Source organism: Xanthomonas sp. DAR 35659 (assembly GCF_041242975.1).
Lineage (GTDB): Bacteria > Pseudomonadota > Gammaproteobacteria > Xanthomonadales > Xanthomonadaceae > Xanthomonas_A > Xanthomonas_A medicagonis.
Genome location: NZ_CP162488.1, coordinates 1,142,586 through 1,162,302, shown reverse-complemented (window position 1 = coordinate 1,162,302; position 19,717 = coordinate 1,142,586). Strand labels below are relative to the sequence as shown.

The following is a 19,717-nucleotide window of genomic DNA, read 5'->3' as shown; positions in this document are numbered from 1 at the left end:
CCAAGGTGGTTCGACGGAACACCACCACCGGTCGCGTACGGATAACCGCCCGCTCAAGCCACCGCATGATCCAGCGCACTACCGCGCTGCACCAAACCAAAAAAAGACGGGCCTTGCGGCCCGTCTTTCTTGTTGCTCAGACGCGACTGGATCAGAAGCGCTGGGTGTACTTCATGTACAGGAAGCGACCGATGTCGAAGCCGCCGTAGTACGAGAAGCTCGAGTTCGGCTTGCTGTACATCTGCGCACCCTGGTGGTCGAACACGTTGTTGGCGCCCACCGCGATCGTCGCATTCCACGGCGCGGTGTAACGCACCTGCACGTCGTGGAAGGTGTTGGAACCGACTTCGCGCGACGGCTGCAGCTGGGTGTAGGCCGAGGAGAAGTTCGGCAGATTGCACTCGCTGCCGCCTTCGTACGAGCACGCTTCCTTGGTGCCGGAGTAGTAACGCACGCCCCAGTTCACGCCCAGGTTGCCGAAGCTCCAATCCAGGTTCAGATTGGAACGCACGCGGAAGTTGGAACCCCAGTCGGCGCTGGACCAGCCATTACGCTGTTCGACCGGCGTCTGCGATTCGTTGTCGCGCTTGTACGACAGGTAGTCCACGTAGGTGGTCTTCCAGTCGACGACGAAGTTGCCGAATGCCGTGTCAGGCAGGCGGTAACGCACGCCCAGGTCGTAACCCGCGGTCTCCTGGTAGCCGCCGTTGATCAGCGTACGCGTGACCGTGTCGACCTGGTTGATGTTGCGGCCTTCGGTGGCACGGGTGAAGCGGTCGCAGGCCGAGGCGATGTTCTGCACGTAGCACTGGTTGAGGATGGAGGTGACCGACTCGGCGGCGATGACGTCGTCGATGCGGATCTTCCACCAATCCAGGCTCACGTCCAGGCCGCTGACGTAGCTCGGGCTGTAGACCAGACCCACGGTGTAGGTCTTGGAGGTCTCAGGCAGCAGCTGCGCATTGGAGCCGGACTCGAACGCGCTGTACGACTGCGTGCCCGGGCCGGTGGAGGTGGCGCCGCCGGAGGTCATCTGGCGGAAGTTCGCCGGCACGCCCTGCGCGCCGCACAGCTGCGCGACCGACGGGTTGCGCGCGGCCGAGCCGAAGCTGGTATCGCACGGGTCGGTGTAGTTGTCGAAGGTCTGCGAGGTGCCGCCGAACAGGTCGGCCACGGTCGGCGCACGGAAGCCGGTGGCGTAGGTGCCGCGCACCAGCAGGTCGTCGATCGGCTTCCACTTCAGGCCGAACTTGCTGTTGGTGGTGTCGCCGAAGGTGTTGTAGTCCGAGTAGCGGCCAGCAACGTCGAACGACAGTTCCTTGGCGAACGGCATGTCGGCCAGCACCGGGATGTTGAACTCCAGGTACACCTCGTCCAGCGAGTAGCCGCCCTTGGTCGGCGCGCCGGCCAGGTCGGTGCTCAGGCCCGACTGCAGCAGCGCGTCCGGCTCGTACTTGGCGTTCTCGCTGCGGTGCTCGTAGCCCGCCGCCATCGCCAGGTCGCCGGCCGGCAGCGCCATGATGGTGCCGCTGAGGTTGGCGCTGTAGATCTTGGTGGTGGTGGTCGAGGTGTCGTGCGACGGCAGGAACAGGTAGGCCTGCAGCGCCGGGTCGGCCAGCGAGCCGGCACCGGTGGCGCCGTACGGCAGCAGCGGGTTCCACGGCGTGCAGCCGGCGATCGCGTTGCCGGCGGTGCCGCAACGGGCCACGCCGTTGGCGTCGACGAACGAGGAGCCGACGGCGTTGGTCACGTTCGGGATGAACAGGTTGCCGGTGCCGGTCTTGGTGCCCTTGTTCTGGTTGTAGACGTAGCCCACGTCCCAATCCCAGTAGTTGTCGCCCAGCTGGAAGGAGCCTTCCAGGCCGCCGCTGAAGCGGAAGGTTTCCAGCTCGGAGCGGGTCTGGCGCGGCACTTCCGAAGTACGGCGGATGAAGTTGGCTTCGGTGCCCAGCGGGTTGTAGATGCTGTCGGCGGCCAGCGGGGTCGAATAGACCTCGGACTGGTACGGGTAGCCGGCGATCTGCTGCAGGGTCTCGCGACGGGTGTACAGCACGTCGGCCTTGGCGCGCAGATTGTCGGTCAGGTCGAAGCTGCCGTTGGCGAACACCGAGCGACGCTCGATCTGCGTCTGCAGGAACATTTCCTGGTTGGCGTTGGTGTAGTCGCGGTAATCGGTCGGGTGGTAGTCGCCGATGTTGGCGGGGTTGCCGCCCTGGTTCAGGGTGTACCAGTTGTCGTCGCCATCGATCAGCACGCCGCGGTTGGTGGCGGCGCTCCAGCCGTTGACGGCGGCGTCGCTGGTCGGAACCGGGTGGTACACGCCGTTCGGCGAGGCGGTGAAGGAGCGGTCCTTGGCGTAGACCGGCTCTTCCTTGCTGTACTCGGCGCCCAGGCTCAGCGAGCCACGGTCGGTGGTGGTGCCGTAGGCGAAGCTGTAGGTCTGCTTCTGGCCGTCGCCCTGGCCGTACTGGCCGATGTAGGCGCTGGCGTCGAGGCCGTTGAAATTCTTGCGGGTGATGATGTTGATCACGCCGGCGATGGCGTCGGAACCGTAGATCGCCGAGGCGCCGTCGGTCAGCACTTCCACGCGCTCGACCATCGAGGTCGGGATCGAGGCCAGGTCGCTGTAGCCGGCCGAGCTGATGCCCATGCGCTTGCCGTCCAGCAGCACCAGGGTGCGCTCCGGGCCGAGGTTGCGCAGATCGACGTACTGGCCGCCGACTTCTTCGCCCGAGGACAGGGCGTCGGCGCGGCTGATCGCCGGCGAACCGGTCGCGGCCAGGTTCTGCACGATGTCGGCGACGCTGGTGAAGCCCTGCTTCTCGATGTCGGCGCGCTGCAGCGCGATCACCGGCTGCGCGGTCTCGGAACTGGCCTGGCGGATGCGCGAGCCGGTGACCTCGATGCGGTCGAGGTTGGTCGGGGCGCCATCGGTGGCGGTGGACTCTTGCGCGCCGGCGATGGCCGGCGTCAACGCGATCGCGATGCTGGCGGGCAGCAAGCCCAGCCGCACTGCGGAAGTGCGAAAGTTCATCAATCTCTCCAGGGTAACGTTAGGGGCGTGTTAAGCGCCCCCGGCACGTTACGTTCCGGTGAGCGTGACTGCTTTGCCCCTGCCGTTCGCAGACTTTGCCGATTCTGGCGGCACCGTTGCCGCTTGCCGATATTGCGAAGCGGAGACGCCGAAGCGCGCACGGAACGCGCGGGCGAAGCTGCAGCAGTTGTCGAAACCGCTGGCGGCAGCGACTTCGCCGATCATCATCGTGGTCTCGCGCAGCAGGTCCGCGGCGCGTTCCAGGCGCAGCCGCGCCGACAGCGCCTGCGGGCTTTCCTCGTACAGGCTCTGGAAGGTCTTGGACAGGTACCAACTGGAGAAGTTGGTCAGTTCGGCCAGTTCGCTGATGCGCACCACGCGGTCGCGGTGGCCGTCCAGGTACAGGTGCGCGCGCTGCATGCGCCCGAACACTTGGCGCTTGCGTACCCGCGAGCGGCCCGGGCAGCGCTGCACGCGGTGCGACAGTTCGCCCTGGATCGAGGCCAGGTGCAGCAGCACCGGGCGCATCGCCAGCACCTCGCCCGGCCGCGCCGCGGCCTGCCGCCACAGGCGCAGCGCGATGCGCGCCTCGCCGATCGAAAGCGCGCCGCGGCCGGCGTACAGGGTCGCATCGGCCATCCGCCCCAATGCCTTCAAGGCGTCGGCGTCCAGGTTCAGGCCGATGCACAAGCCGTCGCGGTCGGCCTGCACCAGCGGCCGCGAATCGCGCTCGAACGCCAGCCACTGCCCGCGGCGCAGTTCGAAGCGGCCTTCCTTGGCGTCGATCCAGGCGCTGCCGCGCACCTGGATCCACACCGTGAACGCCGCCTGGGCGGCCTGCAGGCTGCCCAGGCGCGCCGCGCCCAGGCAGGCCGATCCGACCGGCGCGTCGTCGTTGTCCAGAATCAGTTGTTGCCCACGATCGGCCAGGAACACATGCCGCATGCGACGCACCCAGTTTGCTTGAACCGGCGCGCAGTCTTGCCGAATGTGGCGGCAGGGTCAGGACGATGTGGCGATGTTTGTCCGAAATCGGCACGACGCCGGCACGAACAACTTACGAAGGTCAATTTCCCTTGCGCAGCAACCACTTGGAAGTGATCACCGAGAACCAGCCGGCGTTCTTGGGCATGCGCATGAAGCCGATGTCGCTGCCGTCCTCCACCGCCAGCGACGCGTACACGTCGCCACTGCGCGGGTCGATGCTGAAGCCGTTGACCGAGCTGAGCCGGTCGCGGTCCAGGCACACGCTGTCGCCGAGCCCGCCGCCGATGCGCGCCAGCCGGCTGGCGCATTCGCCGGTCGGGAACAGATAGCGCACGTCGCCGGTCGCGCCGACCGCCCAGGTCCGGTACCGCCACAGCGACGGCACCGCCGTATCCACCACCGCCACGCTGGCCGGATCCAGGGTGGCGTCGGCGCGCCACAGGCCGCTGCGCGCCAGGCGGGTGAACAGCACCTGGCCGCTGAGCGGATCCATGCGCAGCTGCGAGACGTCGTCCAGCGTGGCCAGGCGCCGCCACGGCTGGCTGCGCCGGTCGTACAGGTGCAGCCGGGTGTGCCCGTTCTCGCCGAGCAACACCAGCAACTGCCCCGGATCGGCGGTGTACACCGCCTGCAGCGGCTCGCCGGAGGGCACCGGCAGCGGCACCACGCTGCCGGACTGCGGACGCACTTCGTAGAGCACCGAGCGCCCCTGCGGATCGCGCCCGTTGACCAGCAGCGACTGGCTATCGGCCGACCAGGCCGGCGACTGGCGGTTCTCCGGGCGCAGCCCTTCGATCTGGCGCAGCGATTGCGGCTGGGTCACGTCGCCCCACCACAGCGCATAGCTGCCGGAGCGGTCGGAGGTGAAGGCCAGTTGGCGGCCGTCGGGCGCGATCACCGGCTGCCCGTCGCGCCCGGTGGAGGCGAACAGGCGCTGGCTGTCGCGCTTGCCGCGGCCGTCGCCGGCGGCGATGCGGTAGAGCGCGAACTGCGGGCGCCGGTGCACGAAGGCCAGGCGTCCGCCATCGCGCGACACGGTCGGCGACTGCGCGTCGCCCACGTCCAGGTCGCGCAGCCGCAGCGAGGCGGTATCCAGCCGGTACAGGCGGGTCTCGCTGTCGATGCGGCGCCCGAACACGATGCCGCGGCCGTCCTCGCTCCAGTCCCAGCCGCGGATCTCGGCGAACTCGCGGGTCAGCGGCTCGGCGCGCCCGCCGGCGGCCGGCATCCGCCACAGCCCGCCCATCTGCGGATTGCGCACGAACGCGATCCACCGCCCGTCCGGGGAATAGCGCGGCATATAGTCGAAATCGCCTTCGGCGATCGGATACGCCAGCGCACGCCAGCGGCCGCTGGCCAGGTCGAGCACGCGGATGCCGCGGCTGGCCTGGCGCCCGGTCATGCTGCCGAACAGCAGCCCGCGCCCGTCCGGCGTCCAGGCGAAACTGAGCAGTTCGGTGCCGTCGCAGCGCACCGCGGTGCGCGCGGCGCCGTGGCCGTCGGCGGCGGCGATCATCACCTGGCAACGGCCCTCGGGACCGAGCCGGGCGAAGGCGATGCGCTGGCCGTCGGGCGACCAGGCCGGCAAGCGGTCGGACTCGTCCGGGCCCGGCGCCAGCAGCGGCCGCGACGGCGCACTGCCGGCCGCGCGGCCGGTCGCCTGCACCAACAGTTGCGTGCCGCTGCGGCCGGCGATGCCGGCGGCGAACGCCACCTGCGTGCCGTCCGGCGACAGCGCCGGCTCCAGTTCGAAGCCCGGCATCGTGGTGATCAGCCGATACGGCGGCTCGGGACTGCCGACCACCCGCTCCTGCTCGCCCTGCGCCGCTTCCAGGCCGGCGCGCGGCAGCCACCACAGCAGCATCGCCAGCAGCATCAGGCCCGCGCCGGCGACGGCGGCCAGCGCCACCTGCGCCCGCCGCGGGGGCGCCTGCGAGGGGGCTGGCGGCGGCGCGGCGACAGGCGCCAGCACGGTGTCGGCCGGCGGCTCGAGCGTGGCCTGCGCCGCGACGGCCGTCGGTTCGGCGACCGCCGCAGCGGCCGGCTGCGCGATGTCCGCGGCCACGTCCGGCACCGCCTGCACGGGCGCCACCAGCCGATAGCCGGTCTTGGCCAGGGTCTCGATATAGACCGGCGCATCGCCCTTGGCGCCGGCGGCGAAGGCCTTGCGCAACTGGGTGACGGCCTGGGTCACCACATCGTTGGTCGGCAACGTATCCGGCCACACCTGGGCCAGCAGCGTCTCGCGCTCCACCACCTGCCCGGGCTGCGCCAGCAGCACGCGCAGCACGCCCATCGCCTTGGGCGTGAGCCGCTGCGGCCGGCGCGCGCGCGGCGCATGCACTTCGCGCAGCGACAGCAGCACCAGGCAATCGCCGACCTGCATCCGATCCGGAAGCGGCGGGTTGGCGGAAGAAGGCGAGGACATGCGCGACGAGGGCAACAACGATCTGCGAGGGAGGGGAATGCGTCGCGACGCGGCGCCGGATGGCGCCAACGGGCAGATTCGGCAAACCCATGCGACGAATGCAGCCAGGCGTGGCGACGCCGACAAATTCTACCCTAGTCGCTGCCGCCACCACGCGTGGCGAAGCAACTACAGGCTCTCTCTCCGCCGACGACGCTCAGATAAACGTTGCACGATTACGCGCCCTTGGCGCGTTTTTTTTAGCTGCGATTCAGGCTTTCGGTTTTCGTGTGACGCTGAGCCCGATCAGCCGCGACACCACCAGCGCGATGTACATCACCCCGGCGAACTGTTCGAGCATCACCAGCGAACGCGCCAGCGGCTGCACCGGCACCACGTCGCTCAGGCCCACGCCGGACAGCACGCTGAAACTCAGGTACAGCAGTTCCATCCAGGTGCGCGGCGACGACGCGTCCACCGCGGCGGTGAAGCTGCCGGGCAACCACTGCTGGCACACCGAGAAGGCGAAGGCGAAGGCCCACGCCAGCAAGGTGAAGGTCGCGCCGGCCGCGTACAGTTCGTCGCGGGTGACCTCGTGGTCCTGCAGCATGTAGGCGATCAGGCTGGCCGCGGTATAGAAGTACAGCAGGCTCTCCAGCGACTGCGCGGCGATGGCCAGCGCCGCGCTGCCGAGCAGGGCCGCGGCGATCGACAGCACCACCGACGGCAGCGCCAGGCACCAGGCGATCCACAGCACCGCCGGGCTGCGGTTGACCACCCACAGCGCCAGGCCCAGCACCACGATGCCGAACGCGCCGAACAGCGCGCGCCCGGCCGCGGTGTCCTCCATCAGCGGATACAGCAACAGCCCCAGCAACTGCACGCCCAGCAGCAACGCGGATGGGTGGCGGCGCAGGGCGATCGCGTAGCGGAGCATGCGGACTTCCGAAAGTGGAGTGCGCGCATCATAGACAAGCGCACGCCACGGCGGTGACGGCGCGGCGGCTACTCCTGCCGGTACACCTCGGCGCCGGCGTCGCGGAACTGCGCCGCCTTCTCGGCCATGCCGGCCTGCAGCGCGTCGGTCTCGCCGACGCCGTGCTCGGCGGCGTAGTCGCGCACGTCCTGGGTGCCCTGCGCGGACTCGCCGCGCAGGTCCTGGGAGATGCTCATCGAGCAGAAGTGCGGGCCGCACATCGAACAGAAATGCGCCAGCTTGTGCGCGTCCTTGGGCAGGGTCTCGTCGTGGAACTCCCTGGCCCTGTCCGGATCCAGGCCCAGGTGGAACTGGTCGTCCCAGCGGAACTCGAAGCGCGCCTTGCTCAGCGCGTTGTCGCGCACCTGCGCGCCCGGATGGCCCTTGGCCAGGTCGGCCGCGTGCGCGGCGATCCTGTAGGCCATGATGCCGTCGCGCACGTCGGCGCGGTTGGGCAGGCCCAGATGCTCCTTCGGCGTGACGTAGCACAGCATCGCGGTGCCGAACCAGCCGATCATCGCTGCGCCGATCGCCGAGGTGATGTGGTCGTAGCCCGGCGCGATGTCGGTGGTCAGCGGCCCCAGCGTGTAGAACGGCGCCTCGCCGCACTCGCGCAGCTGCTTGTCCATGTTCTGCTTGATCAATTGCATCGGCACGTGGCCTGGGCCTTCGATCATGGTCTGCACGTCGTGCTTCCAGGCGATCTTGGTCAGTTCGCCGAGCGTCTCCAGTTCTCCGAACTGGGCGGCGTCGTTGGCGTCGGCGATGCAGCCCGGGCGCAACCCGTCGCCCAGCGAGAAGGCCACGTCGTAGGCCTTCATGATCTCGCAGATGTCCTCGAAGTGGGTGTAGAGGAAGTTCTCCTTGTGATGCGCCAGGCACCATTTGGCCAGGATCGAGCCGCCGCGCGAGACGATGCCGGTGACGCGCTTGGCGGTCAGCGGTACGTAGCGCAGCAGCACCCCGGCATGGATGGTGAAGTAGTCCACGCCCTGCTCGGCCTGCTCGATCAGGGTGTCGCGGAAGATCTCCCAGGTCAGTTCCTCGGCGCGGCCATCCACCTTTTCCAGCGCCTGGTAGATCGGCACGGTGCCGATCGGCACCGGCGAATTGCGCACGATCCACTCGCGGGTCTCGTGGATGTGCTTGCCGGTGGACAGGTCCATCACCGTGTCGCCGCCCCAGCGGATCGCCCACACCAGCTTCTCCACTTCCTCGGCGATGCCGGAACTGAGCGCGCTGTTGCCGATGTTGGCGTTGATCTTGGTCAGGAAGTTGCGGCCGATGATCATCGGCTCGCTTTCCGGATGGTTGATGTTGCACGGCAGGATGGCGCGGCCGCGGGCGATCTCGGCGCGCACGAATTCCGGGGTGATGCACGGCTGGATGCTGGCGCCGAACGCCTCGCCGGGATGCTGCTGGCGCAGCTGCGCATCGCGCACCGCCTCCAGCCGCTGGTTCTCGCGGATCGCGACGAACTCCATTTCCGGGGTGACGATGCCGCGCCGCGCGTAGTGCATCTGGGTGACGTTGGCGCCTGCCGCCGCGCGCCGCGGCAGGCGCCGGCCCGGGAAGCGCACCGCGTCCAGCCGCGCATTGCCCTCGCGCTCGCGGCCGAACGCGGAGCTCAGCCGGTCCAGCGCCACGCTGTCGCCACGTTCCTCGATCCAGCGCGCGCGCAGCGGCGCCAGGCCGGCACGCAGATCGATCGCCGCGTCCGGATCGGTGTACGGGCCGGAGGTGTCGTAGACGGTGATGGGCGGATTGTCCTCGCCGCCGAACAGGGTCGGGGTGCGGGTCAACGCGATCTCGCGCATCGGCACGCGCAGGTCGGCGCGCGTGCCTTGCACATGGATCTTGCGTGAGCCGGGGATCGGGCGCGTCACCGATTCGGAGAGCTGCTCGGTCTGCTGGATCAGCGCGGAGGGAACTGCGTTCATGGCCTTCGTCCTGTGCGAGCCCTGGGCGGGCGGGACGAAGCGGCGGCGCATCCGCATTCCGCGCACGGACCTCGGGCGCGGAGCATGGCTGCGAAGCTTCCCTACGGCGGTATGAGCCGCGTCAGGTTCGAAGGGACTGTCTCAACCCGCCGGCCGCATGGCCGCAGGTACCCCCGCTTCGGCGCGGATTAGAACACGAAACGCGCGGTGGCCCCAATGCGCGGCCGGCCGCGCGCCGACTGCAGGCGCTTCCTGCTGGCGCCGATCTGGACGTCTCCGCGCCCGTCGGCCATGCTGCGCGCCCACCCAGACTGGATGTCACCCACCATGCCCTCGACCATTGCACGCCGCCCCTTGACCGACGCCGAAGCCGCCGAATTGCAGGCGCGCTGCCCGACGGACTGGGAGCACCTGCGCTTCCGCGCCGGCGAGGAGGGCTTCGATGCCTGCGACGGCCCGTTGCGGATCGATGGGGCGCTGGAGATCGACCAGAACGTGCTTGTGGTCCTCGGCGATCTGGAATGCGACATCCTGTTCGTCAACGATATCGGCAGCCTGATCGTCGCCGGCCAGCTGCGCGCCCGCGCGGTGATCGCCAACGGCGGCCTCTACGTGTTCGGCGACCTGGACTGCCAGACCCTGGTCGGCCTGTCCTACGGCGATCGCATCTTCGGCTGCACCGGGCACGGCCGCGTGGGCACGCTGATCGAGGATGCGCATAGTATCGAGTTCCTCGGCACGTTCGAGGGCGACCTGGTCGCCCCGGAGTCCAACTTCATCCGACTGCCGGCGAATGCCCGCGTCGCCCGCGACTACCGCGCCGGCATGAGCCCGCAGCAGGCGCGCGAGGCCTTCGTCGACGCGGTGCTGGAGGACGACGCGCTCGATGTCGACAGCGTCTGCCGCGAACTGTGGGCCGGCCGCTCGCCGTTACGCTGATCTGCCTGGGAGGCCGATGCGTCCGGCGCACCGTGTTCCGCCGCGCTCGGCAACGCCCGTGCCGCGCATCGGCGCGGCCGACTGGCTGAATCGGCGCACAACCGGCACGGCTTCGTGTCGGCCGTGCCATGCGACAGGCTTGCCGCGACAAACCTCGGCCACATGCCGCGCCTAGCCTGGCCGCACAAGAACCACGCTCTCTCTCCCCTGCCGCCGGCGTCCCGCCGGTGGCGTTTTTTTGTCCAGCACCCGGGTGGCGCTCACTCCAGCACGTAGGCCACGCGCAGACCGCCCCAGTGTCTGCCGCGCACGTTCACCGGCACCGACAGGTCGAACAGGATCTGCCCGGTGTCGCGCCGGTATACCTGCAGCAGATAGGGCTGGGTATGGCGGCCGACGCTGCGCCCAACGCGGTCGGAAAAGATGCGCTTGGTGCGGTTGCCGACCAGGTCGCGGGCGCGATCGCCGCTCAGCGGTTGGCTGAAGCGCAGGTTGTGGGTCGGCACGTAGCCGTCCGGATTGGCGCAGATCGCGAACACGATCCACGGATGCGCGGCCAGCAGCGGCTCCTGCAATGGCGGCAGCAGTTCGTCGCATAGCGCGTCGAACGCGGTGCGGTATTTGGGCGGATCGATGCCGGCGATGGGCGTGTACTCGGTGGAGAACAAGGCGTCCTCGCCGATGCGGCCGCGCGCCACGGCATCGGCCAGCGCCTGCCCGATGCGCCCGGCGGTCGCCGTCGCCAGCTCGCGGACGCGCGCGTGGCGCGGCTGCCGCATGGGGTCGGCCGGCAGCCGGAACAGGCCCACGCAGTCATGCAGCGTGGCGCTGCCCGCGGCCAGCGCCGCGCTGCGCTCGACCACCTTGGAAACGTGCTCCAGATTGCTGCGACTGAGTCCGACCACGTGCTCGACCGCGCGATCGATGCCACCGATCTCCTCGCCTTGCGCGGCGACGCGGGTGGCCACGGTCTCCATCGCCGCACTGGCGCGCCCGAGCAGCTCGCCGATGCCGCCGAGCACCTGCTCGGTGCGCTGCGCCGAGGCGGCGCTCTCGTTCAGCGCGCTGCCGGTCTCGCCGATGATGGTGCGCACGTCGCGCGCCGCGGCGCCGGCCTGCTCGGCCAGGCGCCGGATTTCGCTGGCGACCACGGCGAAGCCGCGCCCGGCGGGGCCGGCGTGCACCGCCTCGATGCTGGCGTTGATCGACAGGATGTTGGTCTGGAACGCGACCGCGTCGATCACCGCGATGACCTCGCTGGCGCGCGCCGAACGCCGTTCCACTTCGCGCATCGCCTGGCCCAGCGCGCGCGCCGCGTCCACGCCCTGGCGCGCGCTGTCGTCGGCGCTGGCCGCCACCGCGATCACCGCACGCAGTTCCTGGTTCATCTCCTGCAGCCCCTGCAGCAGTCGGCGGGTGGTCGCCACCACTGTCTGCAAGGCGTCCATCTGGGTCTGCGATTGCCGCGCCAGCTCGTCGTTCTCCGCGACCACGTGCGGCACGTCGGCGGCGATCTGCAGCGACAGCGCGACCGCCTGGCGGATCGCCTCGGCGAGATTGCCGAACCCGGCCGACAGGCGCCGGCCGGCCATCGCTTCGGTCTCCTGCGGCAACAGCGGCGTGTGCAGGCCCAGGTCCAGGTCGCAGCCGGTCAGGCGCTCGCCGACGCGCTCCAGCAATGCCTGCGCCTGCGCGCCGGCCTGCAGTCGCTGCGCCAGCGCCTGCAACGCCGGGCTGGTCGCGCCCTGCGTCTGGCCGGCGCCGAGCAGGGCGACGTCGCGCAGCAGCGTGGCGGTCTCCGCGTGCGGCAGCGACAGCAGCCAACCGTCGCCGTCGCGATCGCGCTGGTAGCGCACCCGCCGCGCCGGGTCGTCGTTGGACGCCAGCCAACTGCCTTCGCTGCCGACCAGCGCCGCCAGCGGCAGGCCCCAGACCGCCTCGCAGGGTTCGCCCAGCAGGGCGTCGCCCTGCAGTCCGAGCAGATCCAGCGCGGCACGGTTGGCGGCGCTCACGCGCCCCTGTTGGTCCAACCTGAGCAGCGCCACCGGCGCATCCGGCAAGGCCGCGGCATGCCCGGCATCGGCGCCTGGGCTGCGTGTGAACAACGCCATCGTCTTCCCCCTCCAGGAATCCTTCCGCCATGGTATCGGCCGCCGCCGCGCAAGCTGAGCGGGCGGGTGCGCAACCGGGACCGGCGTCATGCCCGCCGCCTTGCGCGTTCAGGCACGACGCTGGCACAGGACGGCCCGCCTCCCGCTCCGACACCGCGGCACGGCACGGCAACACGCCGGGCACAGCCTGCGCAGCGCGCCATAACGGCCTCGTGACGGTGAGCCCGGTATGGTCCCCGCCCCGCAGCAGGCACGACGGCGGCCGCGGCGTAGCGCCAGCGCGTGTTGCGCCGGCGCCCTCTCGCGCTTCCCGACCGGAGACTCTCCTGCCATGGTGTTCCGCATTTCCATCGCGCTGGTGGCCCTGCTGGTGCTGATCGCCGGGCTCGCCCCCGGCCCGTTCAACGCAGTGGTGCAGACCGCGCTGGCCGACGTGATCCGCAGCGCCGGCTGGTTGTACCTGCTGATCGTGTTCCTGACCCTGAGCTTCCTGCTGTACTTGGCGTTCGGCCGCTTCGGCAACCTGCGCATCGGCGGCGAAGATGCCGAACCCGATTTCTCCCGCGCCAGTTGGCTGTCGATGCTGTTCGCCGCCGGCATGGGCATCGGGCTGGTGTTCTGGGGCGCGGCCGAGCCGATCTCGCATTTCCTCAAGCCGCCGGAAGGGCTGGCGCCGGAGAGCATGCAGGCGGCGCGCGCGTCGATGCGCTATGCCTTCTTCCACTGGGGCCTGCATCCCTGGGCGATCTACGGGCTGATCGGCCTGGCGATGGCCTGGTTCCAGTACAACCGCAACGGCCGCGGGCTGATCAGCGACATCCTGCAGCCGGTCATCGGCCGCCATCATCGCGGCTGGATCGGGCAGAGCGTGAACATCGCCGCGGTGGTCGCCACCGCGGTCGGCGTGGCGACCACGCTGGGCTTCGGCACCATCCAGATCGCCGCCGGCGTGCAGCGCGTGTTCGGCGTGCACGCGGGGTTGCCGTTGCAGATGACGGTGATCGCCGTGGCCTTCGTGCTGTACATGATCTCCACCAGCACCGGCGTGGAACGCGGCATCAAGTGGCTGTCCAACATCAACCTGGCGCTGGCGGCACTGTTGCTGGCCGCCGTGCTGGTGCTCGGTCCCACCGGCTTCATCTTCGACACCTTCACCACCACGCTGGGCACCTACCTCAACCAGCTGGTGACGATGAGCCTGCGCATGTCGCCGTTCTCCGGCGATCGCTGGGTGGCCGACTGGACCATTTTCTATTGGGCCTGGTGGATCGCCTGGGCGCCGTTCGTCGGCTCGTTCATCGCCCGCGTCTCGCGCGGCCGCAGCGTGCGCGAATTCGTCGTCGGCGTGGTGCTCGCGCCGACCCTGCTCGGCTTCCTGTGGTTCTCGGTGTTCGGCGGTACCGCGCTGTGGTCGCAACTGTTCGGCCACGTCGACATGCTGCAGGCGCTGCACAACGGCTACGAGACAGTGTTGTTCACCCTGTTCGACAGCCTGCCGGGATCGCTGCTGCTGTCGAGCGTGGCGCTGTTGCTGCTGATGATCTTCTTCGTCAGTTCCGCCGATTCGGCGGTGCTGGTGCTGGCCAGCATGTCCACCGACGAGGCCGGCGACCCGCCGCTGGCGCGCAAGCTGGTGTGGGGCGTGGCGGTGGCGCTGATCGCGGCGGTACTGTTGCTGGCCGGCGGCCTGGACGCGCTGCAGGGCGTGATCACCATCGCCGCGTTGCCGTTCGCCTTGCTGATGGTGCTGGTGATCGTGTCGCTGTACCGCGTGCTCGATGCCGAATCCAACCGCCAACACCGCCAGGCGCAACGCGCCCGGCACATGATCGAGGCCTGGATCGCGCGCGAGCAGGCGGCGCAGGGCGCCACCGGCGATGAGACGGCGGGCGCGCGGGAGCCGCGCTGATCGCAGGCGCCGCTTGCCGTCGGCCGCGGCAGCGGGCCGCCGGCGACGGCGTGCCGGCCGGACTCAGTAGCCGGCGGCCTGCCCGTCCTTGCGGCTTTCCGAAGCGCCGTAATACACGCCGCTGACCGGATCGCGAGCGATCGCCTGGTAGCCGCCGTAGGGACCATCGGCGAAGATCACCCGATGGCCCTTGCGCATCAGTTCGCGGATGGTGTCGTAGGAAAACCCGGTCTCCAGGTTCAGTTCGCCGCCGTCGCGCATCGCCGTGGCCTGCCCGGTCGGCTCGGTGGAGCCGTCGTGCTGGATCCGCGGCGCGTCGCCGGCCTCCTGCAGGTTCATGTGGAAGTCGATCAGGTTCATCAGGATCTGCACGTGGCCCTGCGGCTGCATCGCCCCGCCCATCACCCCGAAGCTCAGCCACGGCTTGCCGTCCTTGGTCACGAACGCCGGGATGATGGTCTGGAACGGACGCTTGCCCGGCGCGTAGCCGTTGGGATGGTCCTTCTGCAGCACGAACATCTCGCCGCGGTCCTGGAGGATGAAGCCCAGCCCCGGCGGCGCCATGCCGCTGCCCATGCCGCGGTAGTTGGACTGGATCAGCGACACCATCATGCCGTCGGCATCGGCGACGGTCAGGTAGATGGTGTCGCCCTCCTCCAATTGCTTCGGCGTGCCCGGCTGCACTTCCTTCAGCGCCTTGTCCATCGAGATCAGCGCGCGCCGCTGCGCGGCGTAGTCCTTGGAGATCAGCCGCGCCAGCGGCGCCGGCTGGAACGCCGGGTCGGCGTAGAACCGCGCGCGGTCGGCGAAGGCCAGCTTCTTCGCCTCGGTGAACAGGTGCACGTGCTCGGCCGAGCCGAACGGGATCCTGGAGAAATCGTAGCCTTCCAGGATGTTGAGCATCTGCAGCGCGGCGATGCCCTGGCTGTTGGGCGGCAGTTCCCACACGTCGTAGCCGCGGTAGTTGGTGGACACCGGCTCGACCCATTCGCCGTGGTGGCTGGCCAGGTCCTCGTAGCGCAGGAAGCCGCCGTTGGCCTTGAAGTAGGCATCGATGGTGCGCGCGATCGGCCCCTTGTAGAACGCGTCGCGGCCGCCGTCGGCGATCTGCTGCAGGGTGTTGGCCAGGTTCGGGTTCTTCCACAGCTCGCCCTTGCGCGGCGCGCGGCCGTCGACGGTGAACTGCTCCTTGAAGCCGGGGTACTGCGACAGCCGCGGCACCGAGCGGTCCCAGTAGTAGGCGATGGTCTCGGCCACCGGATGGCCGTCGCGGGCGTAGCGAATCGCCGGTGCCAGGTTCTGCGCCATGGTCCTGCGGCCGAAACGCTCGTGCAGCGCGAACCAGCCATCGACCGCACCGGGCACCGAGACCGGCAACGGGCCAGTGGCCGGGATCTCCTTCAGCCCGCGGCGCTGGAATTCGGCCAGGGTCAGCGCCTTCGGCGAGCGCCCGGAGCCGTTGTAGCCGTAGAGCTTGTGCGTCTTCGGATCCCAGACGATGGCGAACAGGTCGCCGCCGACGCCGTTGCCGGTCGGCTCCATCAGTCCCAGCGCGGCGTTGGCGGCGATCGCCGCGTCCACCGCCGAGCCGCCGTCGCGCATCGTCTCCAGCGCGATCTGCGTGGCCAGCGGCTGCGAGGTGGCGGCCATGGCGTGCGGGGCGATCACTTCCGAGCGGGTCGCGAACGGCTGGCCGGTGATGCGGTCGGCGGCCTGCGCCGGCACCGACGTCGCCAGCGCCAGCGCGAGCGCCAGGCGCGCCAGGGAAGGAAGCGAAACGGACATGCGCGGCTCTCCGGGAAACAGGGGACGTCCACCGTACCCGAGTGCGGCCGACGCCGCCGCGCACGCGTGCACGACGCGTCATCGGCGAAGGCCGGATTTCCGCGCAATTGGCGCTATTCGCCGCCTGCGCCACCTCCGTTTCATGCGTAACCATGCAGCGCTGGCGCGGCTTTCGGCATATTCGCCGATGCAGGCCCGCAACACAGTTGACAGTCGCGCAAAGCCCATGGTTATCTCGCTGCATGTTGCAGCGCCACACCCGCCCGAAGTCGACCCGCCAGCCCGCCGCGTTGCGCGCGGACGCTGCCGCGTCGCTCCTCGTACTCGTGCTTATTACCTCGCCCACAAGTGCGGGACGAACCGGCGTGTAAGCGACAAGCAGCCAGGATTCGATCAGACCCCGCACCGGCAACGGCGCGGGGTTTTTCGTTTCAGTGACCACGAATGCAAGACCCCTCTCCACTCCAACACCGTTCAAGGACATCCGCCCCATGACCAGTTCCGCCCAGCCCACCACCAAGATCGCCATCGTCGGTTACGGCAGCCAGGGCCGCGCGCACGCGCTGAACCTGCGCGAGTCCGGCTTCGACGTCACCATCGGCCTGCGTGCCGGCGGCCCGACCGAAGCCAAGGCGCAGGCCGACGGCTTCGTGGTGAAGAGCCCCGCCGAGGCGGTGAAGGACGCCGACCTGGTCGCGGTGCTGACCCCGGACATGGTGCAGAAGAAGCTGTACGAAGAAGTGCTGGCGCCGAACATGAAGCAGGGCGCCTGCCTGCTGTTCGCGCACGGCCTGAACGTGCACTTCGACATGATCAAGCCGCGCGCCGACCTGGACGTGGTGCTGGTCGCGCCGAAGGGCCCGGGCGCGCTGGTGCGCCGCGAGTACGAGATCGGCCGCGGCGTGCCGTGCATCTGGGCGGTGTACCAGGACAAGAGCGGCAAGGCCGAGCAGTTCGCGCTGGAGTACGCCGCCGGCCTGGGCGGCGCGCGCGCCAACCTGATCAAGACCACCTTCAAGGAAGAGACCGAGACCGACCTGTTCGGCGAGCAGGCGGTGCTGTGCGGCGGCGCCTCGTCGCTGGTGCAGGCCGGCTTCGAAGTGCTGGTGGAAGCCGGTTACCAGCCGGAAATCGCCTACTACGAAGTGCTGCACGAACTGAAGCTGATCGTCGACCTGTTCTACGAAGGCGGCATCACCCGCATGCTCGAGTTCGTCTCCGAGACCGCGCAGTACGGCGACTACGTCAGCGGCCCGCGGGTGATCGACGCGGCCACCAAGGAGCGCATGCGCGACGTGCTGACCGACATCCAGAACGGCACCTTCACCAAGAACTGGGTGGCCGAATACGACGCCGGCCTGCCGAACTACAAGAAGTTCAAGCAGGCCGATCTGGACCACCCGATCGAAACGGTCGGCAAGCAGCTGCGCGCCAAGATGGTGTGGCTCAACGGCGACGCCGCTGCCGCACCGGCCGCCGGCGGCACCAAGGCCGCGTAATCCGCGGCTCCCCCACCCGCTTCCACCGAAAGGTCGCCACCGTATGAACTCCTCCGCTCACGGCACGCCCCGCAACGGCGCGCGCTGGCTGACGCAGGCCCTGGAAGCCGAAGGCGTGGACACGCTGTTCGGCTATCCGGGCGGCACCATCATGCCGTTCTACGACGCGCTGGTAGACAGCCAGCTCAAGCACATCCTGGTCCGCCACGAGCAGGGCGCGGCGCTGGCCGCCAACGGCTACGCCCGCGCCAGCGGGCGGGTCGGCGTGTGCGTCGCCACGTCCGGTCCGGGCGCGTCCAACCTGGTCACCGGCATCGCCGATGCGATGCTCGACTCGGTGCCGATGATCTGCCTGACCGGGCAGGTGGCCACGCCGCTGCTGGGCACCGACGCGTTCCAGGAACTGGACGTGTTCGGGCTGACCCTGCCGATCGTCAAGCACAGCTTCCTGGTGCGGCACGTGGACGACCTGCCGCAGGTGCTGCGCGACGCGTTCCGCATCGCCCGCGAAGGCCGCCCGGGTCCGGTGCTGATCGACCTGCCCAAGGACGTGCAGCTGGCCGATGCCACGCATCTGCCCGCGCACGTGCCGGCGGCGGTGCCGACCCCGCCGGCGCCGCAGGACGCGGTGCTGGCCGAGGCGCTGGCGGCAATCGCCGGTGCCGAGAAGCCGGTGATCTACGGCGGTGGCGGCATCGCCCTGGGCGATGCGGTGGACGCGTTCCGCCACTTCGTCGAGGCCACCCGCATCCCCACCGTGCTGACCCTGCGCGGCCTGGGTGCGCTGCCGCATGCGCACCCGCATTACCTGGGCATGCTCGGCATGCACGGCACCCGCGCCGCCAACATGGCGGTGCAGGAGTCGGACCTGTTGATCGTGGTCGGCGCCCGCTTCGACGACCGCGCCACCGGCAAGCTGGCCGAGTTCGCGCCGTTCGCGCGGGTCATCCACCTGGACGCCGACGCCTGCGAGATCTCCAAGCTGCGCCAGGCCGACATCGCCGTGCCCGGCGACGTGGCGCAGGCGCTGCGCGCGCTGGCCGCGGCGACCAGCACCTGCGAGGCCTGGCACGCGCGCTGCGTCGGCCACCGCGAGAAGTTCGGCGCGCGCTACGACGCGCCCGGCCAGGACATCTACGCGCCGGGCCTGCTGAAGCGGCTGAGCGAACTGGCCCCGGCCGACACCGTGATCGCCTGCGACGTCGGCCAGCACCAGATGTGGGTCGCCCAGCACTGCCGCTTCAACCACCCGCGCAACCACCTGACCAGCGGCGCGCTGGGCACCATGGGCTTCGGCCTGCCGGCGGCGATGGGCGCGCAGTTCGCCTGCCCGGACCGCACGGTGGTGCTGGTCAGCGGCGACGGCAGCTTCATGATGAACGTGCAGGAGCTGGTCACCATCGCCCGCTGCAAGCTGCCGGTGAAGATCGTGCTGCTGGACAACAGTTCGCTGGGCATGGTGCGGCAGTGGCAGGAGCTGTTCTTCGCCGAGCGCTACAGCGAGATCGACCTGTCCGACAACCCGGATTTCGCCGCGCTGGCACAGGTGTTCGGCATCCCGGCCAAGCGCATCACCGCGCGCGGCCAGGTCGAGGACGCACTGGCCGAGCTGCTGGCGCAGCCGGGCCCGGCGCTGCTGCACGTGGCCATCGACGCGCGCGCCAACGTGTGGCCGCTGGTGCCGCCGAACACCGCCAACAGCACCATGCTGGAAAGCAATCCCGCTGCCCAGCGCCAGGAGACGACACATGCGTTACCAGCTTGACCTGGTGCTGAAACCGATCGACGGCGCCCTGCTGCGCGCGATCGGCATGGCCGAACGCCGCGGCTTCGCGCCGATCTCGATCAGCGGCGCGCCGGTGGCCGAGGACGCCGGCCGCTGGCATCTGCAACTGGTGGTGGACGGCAACCGCCCCGGCGAGACCCTGCGCCTGCAGATGGAGAAGGTCTACGACTGCGAATCGGTGCGCGTGACCGCGCTGGATGGCGTAGCGTGATGGGGCCGGGATTCGGGATTGGGGAGTCGGGATTGGGCGCGCGCCCCAACGTCCCGGCGTGCGCGGCAGCCCTGCCGCGCCAGCGCCGTACCGCCATGCGGAGGCATCTTCTTCCACGGAGGTCGCTTCTTCG

12 protein-coding genes and 1 riboswitch are annotated in these 19,717 nt (G+C 69.6%); of the genes, 5 read left to right on the top strand and 7 right to left on the bottom strand.

Annotated features, from left to right (window positions below):
* Positions 1-151: 151 nt before the first annotated feature.
* The 5 genes from AB3X07_RS04955 to thiC form a co-directional block, all read right to left on the bottom strand.
* The gene (locus tag AB3X07_RS04955) at positions 152-3,034 is read right to left on the bottom strand and encodes a TonB-dependent receptor plug domain-containing protein (protein WP_369943284.1); all 2,883 of its coding nucleotides are present in this window, start codon (positions 3,032-3,034) and stop codon (positions 152-154) included.
* A gap of 48 nt (positions 3,035-3,082) precedes the next feature.
* A complete protein-coding gene (locus tag AB3X07_RS04950) occupies positions 3,083-3,979 on the bottom strand; it encodes a helix-turn-helix transcriptional regulator (RefSeq protein WP_369943282.1) in 897 nt (298 codons plus the stop codon).
* Between the two features lie 121 nt (positions 3,980-4,100).
* On the bottom strand, positions 4,101-6,449 hold the full coding sequence (locus AB3X07_RS04945; RefSeq protein WP_369943280.1) for a winged helix-turn-helix domain-containing protein: 2,349 nt from the start codon (positions 6,447-6,449) through the stop codon (positions 4,101-4,103).
* A gap of 250 nt (positions 6,450-6,699) precedes the next feature.
* Positions 6,700-7,365, bottom strand: a complete 666-nt coding sequence (locus AB3X07_RS04940) for an ion channel (RefSeq protein ID WP_369943278.1) — start codon at positions 7,363-7,365, stop codon at positions 6,700-6,702.
* Between the two features lie 68 nt (positions 7,366-7,433).
* Positions 7,434-9,344, bottom strand: a complete 1,911-nt coding sequence (thiC, locus tag AB3X07_RS04935) for a phosphomethylpyrimidine synthase ThiC (RefSeq protein WP_369943276.1) — start codon at positions 9,342-9,344, stop codon at positions 7,434-7,436.
* A gap of 80 nt (positions 9,345-9,424) precedes the next feature.
* Positions 9,425-9,529, bottom strand: a riboswitch (TPP riboswitch).
* Between the two features lie 142 nt (positions 9,530-9,671).
* Here thiC and AB3X07_RS04930 point away from each other — a divergent pair.
* A complete protein-coding gene (locus tag AB3X07_RS04930; protein ID WP_369943274.1) occupies positions 9,672-10,283 on the top strand; it encodes a hypothetical protein in 612 nt (203 codons plus the stop codon).
* Between the two features lie 260 nt (positions 10,284-10,543).
* Here AB3X07_RS04930 and AB3X07_RS04925 read toward each other — a convergent pair whose 3' ends face one another.
* A complete protein-coding gene (locus AB3X07_RS04925) occupies positions 10,544-12,394 on the bottom strand; it encodes a methyl-accepting chemotaxis protein (RefSeq protein ID WP_369943272.1) in 1,851 nt (616 codons plus the stop codon).
* A gap of 331 nt (positions 12,395-12,725) precedes the next feature.
* On the opposite strand from AB3X07_RS04925, the gene AB3X07_RS04920 reads away from it, so the two are divergent.
* Positions 12,726-14,303 (top strand): BCCT family transporter, encoded by a 1,578-nt coding sequence (locus AB3X07_RS04920; RefSeq protein WP_369943270.1) that lies wholly within the window; start codon positions 12,726-12,728, stop codon positions 14,301-14,303.
* A gap of 63 nt (positions 14,304-14,366) precedes the next feature.
* Here AB3X07_RS04920 and ggt read toward each other — a convergent pair whose 3' ends face one another.
* Positions 14,367-16,088, bottom strand: coding sequence for a gamma-glutamyltransferase (gene ggt, locus AB3X07_RS04915; protein ID WP_369943268.1), 1,722 nt, complete (start codon positions 16,086-16,088; stop codon positions 14,367-14,369).
* A 491-nt stretch (positions 16,089-16,579) separates the two neighbouring features.
* Between ggt and ilvC the strand changes: the two genes are divergently transcribed.
* The 3 genes from ilvC to AB3X07_RS04900 are packed head-to-tail and all read left to right on the top strand — an operon-like array spanning position 16,580 to position 19,584.
* Entirely contained in the window at positions 16,580-17,587 is a 1,008-nt protein-coding gene (gene ilvC, locus AB3X07_RS04910) for a ketol-acid reductoisomerase (protein ID WP_010343386.1), read from the top strand.
* A gap of 43 nt (positions 17,588-17,630) precedes the next feature.
* Complete coding sequence (gene ilvG / locus AB3X07_RS04905) at positions 17,631-19,352, top strand: acetolactate synthase 2 catalytic subunit (RefSeq protein WP_369943266.1); 1,722 nt, start codon at positions 17,631-17,633, stop codon at positions 19,350-19,352.
* Positions 19,336-19,584: an ACT domain-containing protein gene (locus tag AB3X07_RS04900; protein WP_010343388.1), complete on the top strand. Its 249-nt coding sequence runs from the start codon at positions 19,336-19,338 to the stop codon at positions 19,582-19,584. The genes ilvG and AB3X07_RS04900 overlap by 17 nt, the downstream gene beginning before the upstream one ends.
* Positions 19,585-19,717: the final 133 nt, after the last annotated feature.